Here is a 14,001-nt window from a genome sequence, read left to right on the forward strand (position 1 = left end):
CTTATCAGCCCTACAGGATTAGATAAAACTGTCGCTTAGTAATGTCGGAATGTGACCCCGATTATTATTCAAGCATAATCAGGAATAACCTGCTTTGACTATCACAACCAATATTGTAGGAGAAAAGCCTGCATCAGATGCAGGCTTCTCATATTTCACTGGCTGATTCACCGGGTAAGCGCGCTAAGCCTCGCTTCTCTTCGCCCCGTATTTATCTTAAACCAGAACAGAATCGCTATGAGGTCTACAGCAATAGCGACGAGGAAGAAGGGGTGCGTACTATGGAAATAAGCCACAAGGTAAGGAAATGCGAGGCTGGTGACAAAGGACCCAAGATTGCCAGCCATATTCATTTTACCCGAGACTTGCCCGGAAGACTTACCACCAGCATCTATACAGTAGGCCCAGGCAGCTGGAACGGAAATATCAGAACCGAATACGGCCAGACACAGCCACGCAACAGCCACATAGGGAGAGGTTGACATCATGCAACCAAACATCCCCACGGCGGCCACCGAAAAACCGAATATAGCTGGCAGCTTACGGGAGTTCAGTCCATGACCTCTACGATAAAGCAGGTCAACAACGCCGCCTCCAGCCCAGTTTCCAATAGCGCCAGCAACCAATGGGGCTCCAGCCAGTACGCCCGTTATGACCGGACTCATGGAATAAGTTTTATGCAGATAAGGGTAAAGCCAGGTCATTGCAAAGAACAAAGTGAAGTTCGAGGAAAAATATTGGCCCATCAACAGCCACATATTTCGGGAGCGGAATGACATATCCTGCCCTGCTGAGCCACCTGCACTCAGTGCGTTACTCTCTCTTCCTGCAGTGATGACTTTCAGCTCCTGCGGGGAGATAGATGCATGTTCAGCCGGATCGTTACGGAACCAGAAATACCAACCTATCGCCCAGACAATTCCTACGCAGCTCAGGATATAAAAGGATTCTCTCCATCCCGCGGATGTGACGAGCCAGGCAACGAATGGAAGGGCAAAAGCAGCCCCCAGACGAGAGCCGGAAAGGTTGATACCCTGAGCTAGCCCTCGCTCACCGGCAGGCAACCAGCTAAAGATGGCTCTCGCAAAGGTTGGAAACGCCCCTGCTTCTGCCAGCCCAAACAGAAAACGAAAAATGAGCAAGGAAGCAAATCCCCATGCCATCCCAGTGAGTCCGGTGAAAATTGACCATACCAACACAAAAAGCGTCAGCATGACCCTTGGCCCCCATTTATCAGCCATCGCACCGGCGGGTGCCTGGAACAGGGCATATCCTAATGCGAAGATCGACAATACCCAGCCAAATTCCGTATCAGTTAATGAGAAATGGCTGGTTATTGATTCCTTGGCCACCGAGATGGCGATCCTGTCAATATAAAGCAAAGCTGTCAGCGAGAACGCTACGGCTATCAATACAAAACGCATTTTATTCATGATTTTTCTCGTAGGGACAAATCATTTAGTTATGTAATGCACCATCTTAGACGGATGCGTTCTTCTGAATTGTTCTAACGTCGTAAGTGGATGCTAATATCAGCATCGTAGTGGACTGGGACAATCCCTGATATTCCAGCATCAAATTGATATATTTCTTTACCCAGCAATGAGCCAAGATAGGCTGTTCTCATTCCATCCCCTCCAAATGCAAGGCTTGAAATATTGCCAAGCAATTTACTCTGAGCGTTATCAAGGTGGGGCCTGCCCATTTCATCTTCACGCCATGCTCTTTCGACCATTTCCAGATGCTCAGCATCTGCATCTTCGAGAACGACATGTCGGTTTCCCTTTTGATCGATTTTAATCACTCGGTTGGACACGATGCTTGTCACCCAGAAGTTGCTCTCACTATCAAGGATTAAGCCGTCTGGAAAATCACCCGCTTCGAACTCTGCCACAACCTCCCGGTTTGTTAGTGCACCATGAGGTGTAATAGTGAAGCGCGATAAGCGACGGGCAAACGTTTCGTTCACATACAGATATTGCTGGTCAGGTGATATAACAACTTCGTTCGCATAACCCAGTTGATCGGCTACCACACGTGCTCCATTCTTATCAATGAGAATGATAAAGCCGGTATTAGCGTGCTTTCGGTAGTCCACAGCTCTGGGCATGACAGTAGTAGAGATGCTTAACCAGATCCTGCCGCTCTGGTCTTTTACTGGAAAATTAGACGGTGGAATCGGCATTGCGCCCATGTGTGTCAGAACCGGTTCAACCTGCCCATCAGGGAATAGCCTGTAAAGTCCCCCCACTTTCTCCCCAAGGTGAGCCAGAAGAAAGTTTCCATCGGCCTCAAGTGCAATACCGTTAGGTCTGAGTATTGTGTCAGACTGATTCAACAACGTTCGGGTATCGCCGTTAGGAGCAATGATTGAAACCCCACCATTGCCTTCCCAGCTAGATGTAAAGAGGTATCCAGACCTGTGCGCGAGCACACATTCAGGACGATTCAGGTGTTTCCCAGTGGCTTTCAGCTCCTTCAGTGATACAGAATCATGACTCATAACGGCACCTTTAACGACTACGTTAACGTATACATAACAAAATGCATTAAATCGCTCAACATGATTAACTTTTGATCTTCCTGATTTGTGATCTGCCGCGCTATGGCTTGGCTCAATAAGCGATGAAAGCTGAGATCAGAGCGTTTTATTCAGCCAAGAGCTGTCATCCAGGGATGACCTTTTATCCAAAAAAAAGGTTCATATCACTGAACAGTAATATGAACCTTAATCAAATGCTCAGACTCTATCTGTTGTCTTTGTGCACCGCGTTAGCGACCGCGTAGCGTTCGTTAATTGATGATTTCACTTGCTTCCCTCCCAGCTCAGACTGAAGCTTTTCCATATCCAGCGAGCCATTCCATCTGGAAATGGCAATTGTTGCGACACCATTGCCTATGACGTTTATCAGCGCCCCTCCCTCAGAAATGAATCGGTAGACGCCCAGTACGAGCACGAGCCCAGCAGCAGGAACACTGTTCATTGAACCTAACGTCGCGGCAAGTGTAATAAACGCTCCTCCACTCACACTTGCGGCACCTTTTGATGTCAGAAGCAGGATAATCAGCATGGATATCTGGTGTTCAATCGTAAGATTGATATCCAAAGCTTGCGCGATGAACACCGCAAGTACAGTCATGTTGATGCAGCTGCCATCGAGATTAAAACAGTAACCAGATGGCACAACGAGCCCAACCACTGGTTTGTCACAACCTAATTTCTCAAGCTTAGTAATCAGTCTCGGCAATGCTGACTCAGAGGATGACGTTCCAAGGACAAGGGCGAGCTCTTCGCGGATGTACTTGAGAAAACGCCACAGACTAAATCCAAACAGTTTCGCCACAAGATTCAATACGACGAAGACGAAGAAGAAGCCGGTCAGATAGTAGCAGACCAGTAATGCACCATATGATGACAGTGACCCAACACCGTATTTTCCGATGGTAAACGCCATTGCCCCCATTGCCCCTAAAGGAGCCAGGTACATGACAATTTTGAGCATGCGGAAGAATGTTTTAGAGATGAGGTCTATGGTGTTCAGCAATGGTTTCCCGATATCACCGAGCAGTTGCAGGCCGAATGCAAACAGTATCGAAATGAACAATACCTGGAGTATGTTGCCCTCTGCAAACGCCCCAAATACCGTATCCGGAATAATGTGGGTCAGAAAGCCAGTAACAGTTTGCTCATGGGCGGCCTTGGTATATTCTGCAATCGCGCTTCCATCAAGCGATGCAGGATCGATATGCATTCCCGCACCTGGTTTTAACAGGTTCACCCCTATGAGTCCGATCACCAGTGCCACAGTAGTCAGTACCTCAAAATAGACCAAGGAACGCCACCCTACCTGGCCTACACTCTTAAGGTTTTTCATGCTGGCAATACCGCTAACTATCGTACAGAAAATAATGGGTGCAATAAGTAGACGAATAAGCTTAATAAATGTATCGCCAAGGGGTTTAAGATCTACACCAACACTAGGGTAATAATGACCAATGCCTATCCCGATGAGAATGGCAATAATCACCTGTATATATAAATGTTGATACCATTTCTTTTTATAAATATTCGAGGCAGCGATGTTCTGAGACATAATGAATCCTCGGGTAAGTTGTACATTTGTAGGGTTAAAAAAGGCGCGTCATAGCACGCCATAATATTTAAAAAACGCTATTTTTAATTGATCCGCCAAAATATCCGGCCAGATTATAGTTAATACCTTTAATTAAATTATTCACGCCACTCTCACTCGCCCATGCAATATGAGGTGTGATGATGAGATTAGGATGTTTTACCTTTAAAAGCCTGTTGTCCGACGGCGGCGGCTCTTGGCTTAAGACGTCAAGCGCTGCTCCGCCGATTATTCCTGACTCAAGTGCAACAATCAGATCGTCTTCATTGATGAGTGGTCCGCGGGCAGTATTAATAATCATCGCTCCAGGTTTCATTTCAGAAAGTACCCTGTGATTGATGATATGACGGGTTTCCGGTGTGAGCGGGCAATGAAGTGTGAGAATATCGCTTTGTCGGATGACATCATTGAATTCCGTATAGCCACCTCGTACCTGAGTTTGTCCGGGCCTTTCCGCATACAGCACATTCATGCCAATGCCTTTGGCCATACGTCCCACTGTGCTCCCGATGTCACCTCGGCCGATGACACCGATCGTTGCGTCCTGAATATCTTGAATTGGCGTTTTATGCAGGCAAAAATTTTCAGACTCACTCCACTCCTGACGCGAAACGTGGCTATATTCAAACAGGCATCGTCTCAGTGCAAATACTGATGCAATGACCCCCTCTGAAACGCTACGCGTTGAATATCCGGGGACGTTGCTGACAGCGACGCCTTTCTCACGGCAATATCTGACGTCAACACAGTCATAACCTGTAGCTGCCACGCAGATAAAACGCAGCGAAGGAAGTTTTTCTAAGATTTCACGACGCAAAGGAACCTTATTCGTGATCACGACTTCCGCATTATCCAATGCAGCCAGGAGCTCGTTCTCTTTGGTGCTGGTTCGATATAACCATGTATCACAATAATCAGGTTTTAACAGCTCAACAGGTAGCGTACCTGCGTCTAGGGTAACTATTTTCATTTAGCCACCTGTCTTATGGGAAGATTGGTAATGAGAAATCTCGATAAGATTCAGATCGGGATCGCGAAGATAGTACGAGGTATTTGGCCCGCACGCGCCAGTCCGCGTAACCGGTTCTTCCAGAATTTCTACCTGAGTTGCCTCAAGATGAAGCTTTATCTGCTCTGTCGACGAGTGACTAATTAGACAAATATCCAAGGAACCTGGCACTGGCAGGTGTGCTTTGGGCTCAATTTCGCAGCCGTACTCATGCACGTTGATTTTATGCTGACCAAAAGAAAATGCCACGCGGTTGTCACCAAACTTAATCAGTTCCATGTTCAGTACTTGGGTATAAAAATCTATACAGGCATCAAGGTCACGAGTCGTCAGAACCAGATGATCGATATGCGTAATCATGCTTTCACTCCATCTTTGATAAAGCCTTTAAAACTCTGCTCGAGTGATTCGGGCATTGCATGCAAGTCATCACGACGGCCAGCACGTACGATACTTCCGTGCACCTCATGACCAATTAAAGAAGCCAGGCTGCGTGAGATACCAGTTAGATCTGCGAGATTAACCTGAGTGTCAAAACCCATCAGTGAGAGCATATGAACCATGTCTTCACTGCAGACATTGCCGCTGGCTCCAGGTGCGTAAGGGCATCCACCCAGCCCTCCGGCAGATGAATCAAAGCGATCAATACCTTCTGACAACGCTGCTACTGTATTCGCGAGTGCGAGCCCACGCGTATCATGGAAATGGAGCGTAACTTCCAGTGCAGGGAAAAACTTTTTCACGTTACGGCAAAGGTTTAATACCTGCGTGGGATATGCCATACCGGTGGTATCGCAAAGTGTTACCCCTCTGACCCCCAAACCGGCAAATCGATCCACTAAGCTCATCACATCCTTTTCAGGCACGTTTCCTTCAAATGGGCAACCAAACGCAGCCGACAGAGACACATTGACCGCAACGGATGTGCCTTCGATCTCGCGAATAACCTGCTTCAGCTGATTAAATGAAGCTTCTCGTCCCATACGTAGATTGGTATTGTTATGACTTTCACTGCAGGACATTACCAGGTTAGCTTCATCTATGTTGCATGCTATTGCACGTTCAGCGCCACGCATGTTTGGTACCAGCACGCTGTATTCCACACCAGCAACTTTTTGAATCCCTTTCATTACCGCTTCTGCATCTCGTAAAGCCGGAATCGCTTTTGGCGAAGTGAAAGAAGTCACCTCTACCTTCGCAAAACCACAAAGACTCAAGCGATCAATCAATGCAATTTTATCTGCTGTTTCTACAAAAACAGCTTCATTTTGCAGGCCGTCGCGTGGGCAAACTTCCTGCATGAAAATGCGCTTTCCCTGGCCTGGTTGAATTGAACTCATACTGTCCCCTTTAGCTTTAGTCTCTCAAGATCATCCTCACTCATACCTAACTCCCTGAGGACCTCTTCGGTGTGTTCTCCCAACTCTGGAGCGCGGCTTCGCAACGTACCGGGCGTCGCCAGCAATTTTGGTACTATCCCGGGTAGCAGCACGGATGTGCCATCAGGTAATTGCTCTTTAAGCAGCATATCGCGGGCTTGATAATGCGGATCATTAGCGATGTCAGCGGCATCATAGATCTTACCTGCCGGAATCCCACCTACATGGAGCGACGCTAGCACTTCCGTGAGACTTCGCTGTGAGGTCCAGTCACTGATTGCGCTATCAAGCATTTCAACTTGCCTGACGCGTCCATCATTATGTGCAAGCTCCGGATCACCAGCGAGGTCGGGACGGTTAATGATTTCCATCAGACGCAGGAAAATTGAGTCGCCATTGCCGGCTATCAGGGCATATTTTCCATCCCTGCAGCGGTAAGCATTTGTTGGGGCAATGCCAGGCAAGCTGCTGCCAGCCGGCTGACGGATGTGGTCGAAAACGGAGTATTCGGGGATGAGACTTTCCATCATATTGAATACCGACTCATACAGAGCCACATCAATTTGTTGTCCTTCATCAACGGCGTCACGATGCCGTAAAGCAAGGAGCACGCCAATGACACCATGCAAGGCTGAGAGAGAGTCTCCAATGGAAATACCAACTCTCACAGGTGTCCTGCCCAGTTCACCTGAAAGATGACGCAGTCCACCCATAGCTTCACCGATAACACCAAAACCGGGGCGATCGCGATAAGGTCCTGTCTGTCCATATCCTGATACGCTGAGAACGACCAGACGTGGATTCAGTTCGTGAAGTGTTTCCCAGCTAAGGCCCCATTTTTCCAAGGTACCGGGCCGAAAGTTTTCAATTAATACGTCCGCATCTTTTAGCAGGGAACGTGCAATGTTTTGGCCATCTTCCTGCCGAAGATCTAACGTGAGCGAACGTTTATTTCGGGACTGTGCCGCCCACCATACGGATGTTCCATCATGCAGCATCCGCCATTTACGTAAAGGATCGCCTTTCCCAGGCGGTTCAATTTTAATGACATCCGCACCAAATTCGGCGAGCATGCGGCCAGCCATAGGACCCGCTATCAGCTGCCCCATTTCTATAACCCTCAAGCCTTCTAAAGGTAATGACATACTTCTCCCCTTAACCATAATTGCCATATGGAAGAAGCATTAACCCGACAGAGGTAAATGAAAATTTCCTTTTATTCACCCACCCTTTCCAATAGGGAAAGGGTGGGTGTGAAGGAATGCTCAAATAACCATTCTAAGCAATGATATTAATGAGTTTTATTTGAAGGTACGGTTAACCTCCTTTCTGTTTTGGTGATGCTCATCACATAAAGGGGATATCATTTATTTGACGGAACGCAAAAAACGCAACAGCTTTTCTGATTCAGGTTGAAGAGTATTTTCAGCGTGAATCCCGATCTTAAGCGTTCGATGAGCCCAAGAATCGTTAAGGGAGATGGCAATAAGTTTCTGGCCATGTAAGGTTTGGCTGATCGCTCCAGAGGGTAAAATACCAATTCCATGCCCTTCCTGGATCATACGGCAAAGTGCATCAAAGCTGGTGACCTGAATATTGACCCTAAGGATTTTACCTGAGCTGATTGCAGCATCCGATATACGTCTAAGTAGTGAACTGCCCTGATTCAGGCCAACATAATCATAACCCAGCGTTTCGCAGAAGCTGACAGAGGTCAGATGCGCCAGAGGATGTCCTGATGGCACCAACAGAACTAACCGATCATACCGATAAGGAAATGTCCGAATGCCTGAAGCTGCGACATTATCTGCGAAGATCCCAATGTCGATTCTGCCTGAATCGACCTGATCAACAATGTCTTCACTTAATGCTTCTTCAAGGAGAATACGTAATCTGGGATGTTGTTGATGAAATCGTGCAAGATCGTTCGGCAGAAACTGAATCACAGCTGAAACATTGGCAGCAACACGAATGTGGCCTAATACACCAGAAGAATAATCAATCATCTCACTGGCCATCTGATTGACGTTATCGAGCACTTTGCGTGCATGTCTGACTACCCCCTGCCCTGCAGCTGTAAGTTCAAGCCCCCTAGGTAGTCTGATGAAAAGACGACACTCAAAATTCTTTTCCAGTTCAGCGATACGTTTGCTCGCAGCAGACAGGGTGATGTTTGACTGGCTTGCTGCTTTAGTCAGGCTACCTGCTTCGGCAGCCAGCAGAAAAAGCCTTAACGACTGAAGATCAAAATTTCCTGTATTCACCGTCGCGTTGACCTTAATCACTATGAAAATAAAACTCACACAATAATGAGCTCAGGATAGCAGCACGTTTATGAACATAACATCATGTGAACCATGTTGATGGCTTAGATCGGGGGGACTAATACCTCTCACGCTTATCAAGAATAAAACGCACTTTTCGTGCACAAGATTACAACACGGGTCTAAAGTGAGGAACAACGTAAAAACGTTGTGACATAATGATAAGCAATCGAAGTTACGTTCGAGCAATCCTGAATAACCTCAAGACTATCCCACCTGAAGTTAGATCCCCTATGCATCTATAACTGAAGACCATGATGAGCATCAAGATGGAACACCAGACGATGCAGAATGGACCTTGAGAATTAATGAGGTAGAAATGCCCCATCATATCACTCAAGGCCAAAAGGGGCATTTTCTTGACAATTATCGTCGTCGCTTATCCTGTTCGAGCGTAAAAACTCTCAATAATTTACCGATTACGGTCAGTCAAAGGCCAACTGAACTGACCTCCTCCCGCTATCTTGTTTTATCTAAAAATAAAAATACCTATAAAATAGTTAAGGAACATCACATCCCCTTTCTTATTACTTTTTTAGATGCTGGCAGGTATTGCGTTTCTGGTCGCACTCAATATTAAATATAAATTTCATGATGTTTTCTCGCTGTTTATTGCCTAGATATTTGTTGCTGTGGCAGTAGGCACTCCATTGGAAAAAATTGTCTCTACATTACAGTAAGGTATTGGCAATATTATGGAGCATCTGGCGCTGCTCGTTATATCTGGTGCGTTCATCGGTAAGTTTATGACGTAACCAGGTGCCAGCAAGCAAATAGCTGATATGGTTATCCGCCACTGCGGCACGCGTTTTCTTTCTGTGGGCCTGATCTTTATCGGTGTGATATTTGGCCTCGCGATGTTTTATGAAGTCGCATTTCTTATCGCTATGCCGCTGGTTATGTAGATTACGAAGAAAGCCAACATTCTTTTTATGAAACTGGATATAACTACCGTTGTGGGTGCAACAAATAAATCTTCGGTATATCGATGAAAGTCATATTTAAAACCTGGGGTTTACTGGAGCTGATAAACTCAGTTGTAGGCCTGAGCATGGTCATACTGATTAGTTATTTTATATATTACATTACGCGTACTTTGATTCTCAGCCCAAAGCGATAATGTCGTGTTCGGAGATACGGATATCTTTCTGGCCTGCAAAGCGCAGCCGGCGTCGCGACGCGAAAATTACGCTGGTTTCGTCCCACGCTTGCCGCTGAGAAGCTGTAAGCCCATCATGGCATCCGCAACACTGCATTGCTGGATGACCTTATTGCCCTTTTCTTTTCAGAAGCCAGCATAGAAAGTGACATTCAAAAATGAGATGGGCATAAATCACGTATTAATTTCACCTGTAAATTCTTCCCAAGAAAGTTAAAAACCCACCATATCTTTCTCGTCAAATTTACCGCCAAGTGCCGCTGTAAAAAAGGCACAGATAATTGCTCACACCACTGAGAACTTCATCCTACCTGACCAAATAGCTGTTTTTGCTATCCAGTCCCTTTTCCACAGAGACTGCCTAACCCTCTTCAAAACAACGCCTGATCCCCCCTATTTTTCCTGTTAACGATCCGTGACCGACTTCTGAGTTTTCGCTCTCAGAGAGGCGCAATATCTAGACATATCGCAATAACAGATATATCTAATATCAAGTAACGCGAGGCTGAATAGGGCTGCACACCAAAAAGTTCAGTGATTGAAATAACCCTGAAGAATTCGCTAAATAACGGAGTAATCATGGACTTAGGCATAGAAAACAAGATCGCATTTGTCTGTGCTTCATCGCAGGGGCTGGGACTGGCCTGTGCTCAGGCATTAGCGGCAGAAAACGTACACATCATTTTAAACGGGCGTGATGAAAGCAAACTGCAAAGCGTTGTGCAACGGCTTCGCCTTAATAATCCAAAAACGGTCGTCAGTTATATAGCTGCGGATCTAACGACATCTTTGGGAAGGGAAAAAATCATTTCTTCATTACAGCAAGTAGACATTCTGGTCACGAATAATGCCGGGCCTCAGCCTGGTGCGTTATCTGACTGGAGCGAGGATGCTTTACGCAATGCAATGGAAGCCAATTTTATTCCCGCCGTTCAGCTGATACGTGCCTGGCTTCCGGGTATGCAGGCCCGGGGCTTTGGCCGCATCGTTAACATCACCTCCGCCATGGTGAAATCGCCACATTACATGATGGGGTTATCAACCTCAGCGCGCACCGCACTAACGGCAATATGTAAAGCCATCAGTCAGGACGTGGCGAAAGACAATGTCACGATTAACAACCTGTTACCTGAGCGGATTGATACGCCCCGGCAGGAATTTATGCTTCAGCGTTTAATCGCGAAAGAGGGTATCAGTCGTGAAGAGGCTCGCTTGCGCAATGTGCAATCTATTGCCGCAAGGCGTTATGGCTCGCCGCAGGAATTTGGTGCCGCCTGCGCTTTTTTATGCAGTCAGCAAGCCTCTTTTATCTCGGGCCAGAATCTGCAACTCGACGGTGGTTCTTACGACGGCCTGATTTAATGGAGGTGATGTAGATAATGAAACCGCAATTTAGCGAGCTGCTTGAATTCGAACAGCAGCGCCAGCAGGCCTTAACGCGGCCCGACCTGGTTTTACTGGAACGTTTACTGGCAGAGGATCTTGTCCACATTCACAGCACCGGCATGGTGCATAACAAGCAGCAACTTTTGACACATATTGAACGCATGGGTGGATTTATCGCCATTTCACGCGCTACCCCTGAAATTCGTCTGGAGGGCAATATTGCCATCCTCACCGGCAATACTCGTAACACCGTTCGGCTGCTGGAAACGGGCGAGGAAAAAGTACGGTTTGGCTTCTCCACACTGGTACTGCGACGTATGCCGCAGGGCTGGCAGATCGTTCTCTCTCAACTGACCCCTTATCAGTCGTAAAGGCTACTTATTCAATAAAGGAGAACAGCATGAAACTGGTACGTTTTACGGAGCAGGGTTATACGCGTATTGGCAAAGTCATTAACGATCGGGTAATCGATCTCTCCGCTGTGTCGGGTGTGTCTGAATCAATGCGACAGCTGATTACTGATTTGCCGCAGCTGAGGAGAGTGCTTGAAGAAACCAGCGAACCGGCTTTTCCACTGTCAGAGGTTCAGTTAGAAGCGCCAGTACAGGATGCGCAGAAATTTCTCGGGATTGGCATGAATTACCGTAAACATGCGGATGAAGCCCGACTGGCTGGCATAACGATCCCTGAAAGTCAGATGTGGTTCAACAAGCAGGTATCCTGCATAAACGGTCCATTTTCGCCAGTCGTAAAGCCTGATGTCAGCGATAAAATGGATTATGAAATTGAGCTGGGCGTCGTGATTGGTAAACGCTGTCGTCACGTCAAAGTCAGCGATGCGGCTGCAGTCATTGCGGGTTACCTTATCGTGAATGATGTATCAGCCCGAGACTGGTTACACAAATCACCCACCTTCACCTTGGGTAAATCCTTCGATACTCATGGCCCAACAGGTCCCTGGCTCACAACCGCAGACGAAATTCCCGATCCGCTTAATCTGGATATGAAACTCTATGTGAACGGAGAGCTGCGTCAGCATTCCGGCAGCGGCGACATGATTTACGACATCTATGCGCAAATAGAATACCTCTCAACGGTGATGACGCTTGAGCCGGGCGATATTCTTGCTACCGGCACACCTTCGGGCATTGGCGCACCAACAGGCCGCTTCCTGCAACCCGGCGATGTCATGCGGCTGGAGATAGAAGGCCTGGGCCATATAGAAAATCGTGTGGTGGCAGAAGCCGCTCACTCTTAATCGCCGGAGGATGTTATGACCAGCCGAAATTTTCGTGATTACTTAATGCCAGCGGATGCGCATCGTATTGGTCTTGCTCGTGGCGTCGACGTGCATACTTATGGCGAACGCATGCTTGCAACCGATAAAGCGCAAAAATTGAAAGCACACTGGCAGGCGATGCTGGATGAAACCTTTCGCGGCATTACCAGCAACGGTGAAATCCAACCCGATCTTTATCGCCTGCAGGATGAGGGCTTTGCCGTTGAAAATGCTGTTGCCGCCGCCCAGGCTCTTTTACAAACCCTGGCGCCTGAGGTGCAGATAGAGGCGTGTTACCCTATAGAGGCCAAACAGTGGCGCGCCTGGTACAATCCTGAAATCCCGTTTAATGATTACGGCGTACGGCTTGAAGAAACCTCAACAGCAACCCGTGAAGCCTTCCTGAAGCTGTTACGCAGTTGCACCAGTGAACGGGGTTTTATCAAAGTGCAGCAGCTGATGGATGCTAATCATTTTCTGGGCGAACTTTACGACCTCACCAATATCATGAACCGCTGGAGTTTTCACTTTATGCTCTTCGGGGAGCCGTCTGCTACGCAGCCCTGGGGCTGGAATATCTATGGCCATCATGTGGCGTTTTGCTGCTTTATCATAGGGCGGCAACTGGTTATCGCCCCCATATTTATGGGTGTAGAGCCAAACGTCATTGCGCGCGGTGATGACACTGACTGCGTGCTGTTCACCGAAGAGGAGCAGCGTGGTCTGGCATTGATGCAATCCCTCAACCCGGATCAGCAGGCGCGAGCAACCCTTTATCAGCAGATGGAAGATCCGCTGATGCCTCCAGAGCGTTTCAACTTTGCCGATCAGCGACACTTGGGCGGCGCATTCCAGGATAATCGCGTTATACCGCTGGAGGGCATTTGCGCAGCAGAATTTAACGCATCACAGCGCGCCAGTTTGATGGAAACCATTCGCGTTTTTCTCGATTTTTTACCTGACGGACCGCGTGAGGCTCGTCTCAAACAGATTGAGCAGCACTTGGAGTCAACCTGGTGGAGCTGGATCGGCGGTTGCGGCAATGACGACGTGTTTTATTACCGCATTCAAAGCCCAGTGGTATTACTGGAATTCGATCATCACAGCGGCATGTGGCTTACCAATGAAGAGCCAGCACGCTTTCATATTCATACCATCACCCGCATCCCGAACGGTAACGATTACGGCAAGGCCTTGCTGATGCAATATCAGAAGCAATAACAGGCTGCAAAGCCTGAATTTCCGTCGTACCGGGTGACGTCGTTTTGCCCGGGTAATCCACAGCGTTTGTTGACTGCTTCCTGATGAAGCGGAAGGCTTCGCTGCGCCTAA

The 14,001-nt window shown here is 47.6% G+C and carries 13 protein-coding genes and 1 pseudogene; 6 read left to right on the forward strand and 8 right to left on the reverse strand.

Annotated features, from left to right (window positions below; translation table 11 throughout):
• Positions 1–167 precede the first annotated feature (167 nt).
• From ACF2G4_RS22845 to ACF2G4_RS22880, 8 genes are all read right to left on the reverse strand, one after another.
• A complete protein-coding gene (locus ACF2G4_RS22845) occupies positions 168–1,433 on the reverse strand; it encodes an MFS transporter (RefSeq protein ID WP_409076601.1) in 1,266 nt (421 codons plus the stop codon).
• A 74-nt stretch (positions 1,434–1,507) separates the two neighbouring features.
• Positions 1,508–2,503 (reverse strand): SMP-30/gluconolactonase/LRE family protein, encoded by a 996-nt coding sequence (locus ACF2G4_RS22850; protein ID WP_409076602.1) that lies wholly within the window; start codon positions 2,501–2,503, stop codon positions 1,508–1,510.
• Between the two features lie 244 nt (positions 2,504–2,747).
• Complete coding sequence (dctA, locus tag ACF2G4_RS22855; protein WP_409076603.1) at positions 2,748–4,094, reverse strand: C4-dicarboxylate transporter DctA; 1,347 nt, start codon at positions 4,092–4,094, stop codon at positions 2,748–2,750.
• A 67-nt stretch (positions 4,095–4,161) separates the two neighbouring features.
• Entirely contained in the window at positions 4,162–5,103 is a 942-nt protein-coding gene (locus ACF2G4_RS22860; protein ID WP_409076604.1) for a D-2-hydroxyacid dehydrogenase, read from the reverse strand.
• Positions 5,104–5,502 (reverse strand): VOC family protein, encoded by a 399-nt coding sequence (locus ACF2G4_RS22865; RefSeq protein ID WP_409076605.1) that lies wholly within the window; start codon positions 5,500–5,502, stop codon positions 5,104–5,106.
• Positions 5,499–6,482, reverse strand: a complete 984-nt coding sequence (locus ACF2G4_RS22870) for a hydroxymethylglutaryl-CoA lyase (protein WP_409076606.1) — start codon at positions 6,480–6,482, stop codon at positions 5,499–5,501. The genes ACF2G4_RS22865 and ACF2G4_RS22870 overlap by 4 nt, the downstream gene beginning before the upstream one ends.
• Positions 6,479–7,666: a CaiB/BaiF CoA transferase family protein gene (locus ACF2G4_RS22875; protein ID WP_409076607.1), complete on the reverse strand. Its 1,188-nt coding sequence runs from the start codon at positions 7,664–7,666 to the stop codon at positions 6,479–6,481. The genes ACF2G4_RS22870 and ACF2G4_RS22875 overlap by 4 nt, the downstream gene beginning before the upstream one ends.
• Before the next feature lie 222 nt (positions 7,667–7,888).
• Positions 7,889–8,824 carry a LysR family transcriptional regulator gene (locus ACF2G4_RS22880; protein WP_409076608.1) on the reverse strand — a complete coding sequence of 312 codons (936 nt, stop codon included), beginning with the start codon at positions 8,822–8,824 and terminating at the stop codon, positions 7,889–7,891.
• 340 nt (positions 8,825–9,164) lie between these two features.
• Between ACF2G4_RS22880 and ACF2G4_RS22885 the strand changes: the two genes are divergently transcribed.
• From ACF2G4_RS22885 to ACF2G4_RS22910, 6 genes and pseudogenes are all read left to right on the forward strand, one after another.
• A complete protein-coding gene (locus ACF2G4_RS22885; RefSeq protein ID WP_409076609.1) occupies positions 9,165–9,425 on the forward strand; it encodes a hypothetical protein in 261 nt (86 codons plus the stop codon).
• A gap of 190 nt (positions 9,426–9,615) precedes the next feature.
• Positions 9,616–9,750 (forward strand): annotated as a pseudogene (locus tag ACF2G4_RS22890) (gluconate permease); the annotation flags it as partial.
• Between the two features lie 833 nt (positions 9,751–10,583).
• Positions 10,584–11,366, forward strand: coding sequence for an SDR family oxidoreductase (locus ACF2G4_RS22895; protein WP_215845096.1), 783 nt, complete (start codon positions 10,584–10,586; stop codon positions 11,364–11,366).
• 17 nt (positions 11,367–11,383) lie between these two features.
• A complete protein-coding gene (locus ACF2G4_RS22900) occupies positions 11,384–11,761 on the forward strand; it encodes a nuclear transport factor 2 family protein (RefSeq protein WP_409076610.1) in 378 nt (125 codons plus the stop codon).
• 29 nt (positions 11,762–11,790) lie between these two features.
• Positions 11,791–12,648 (forward strand): fumarylacetoacetate hydrolase family protein, encoded by an 858-nt coding sequence (locus ACF2G4_RS22905; RefSeq protein WP_409076611.1) that lies wholly within the window; start codon positions 11,791–11,793, stop codon positions 12,646–12,648.
• 15 nt (positions 12,649–12,663) lie between these two features.
• Positions 12,664–13,890, forward strand: a complete 1,227-nt coding sequence (locus tag ACF2G4_RS22910; protein ID WP_409076612.1) for a DUF3500 domain-containing protein — start codon at positions 12,664–12,666, stop codon at positions 13,888–13,890.
• The last annotated feature ends 111 nt before the right edge of the window (positions 13,891–14,001 follow it).

It is taken from the genome of Pantoea phytostimulans (assembly GCF_046118715.1).
GTDB lineage: Bacteria > Pseudomonadota > Gammaproteobacteria > Enterobacterales > Enterobacteriaceae > Pantoea > Pantoea phytostimulans.